The following is a 261-nucleotide window of genomic DNA, read 5'->3' as shown; positions in this document are numbered from 1 at the left end:
ACAAGCCCTACTATCTGACGCCCGACAAGATGGGCGGCGACGCCTTCGCCGCGTTGCGGGACGGAATGAAGAAGTCGAAGGTCGTGGCCATCGCCCGCACGGTCCTCTTCCGACGGATGCGCACGGTCCTCATCAGACCGCACGGCAAGGGTCTGATCGCAACGACGCTGAACTACGACTACGAGGTCCGCTCGTCTGCGAAGGCTTTCGAAGAAATGCCGAAGATGAAAATCGCGGGCGAGATGCTTGATCTCGCAAAGC

General features: G+C 60.2%; 1 protein-coding gene. It reads left to right on the top strand.

What is annotated here, in order from left to right:
* A partial coding sequence (locus tag AF337_RS06870) for a Ku protein (protein WP_160320259.1) occupies positions 1-261 on the top strand: 261 nt, incomplete at both ends.

Origin of the sequence: Rhizobium ecuadorense, assembly GCF_001187535.1 — a bacterium.
Lineage (GTDB): Bacteria > Pseudomonadota > Alphaproteobacteria > Rhizobiales > Rhizobiaceae > Rhizobium > Rhizobium ecuadorense.
Note: the sequence above shows the minus strand (reverse complement) of the source record. Positions and strands in the feature narration are given on the sequence as shown.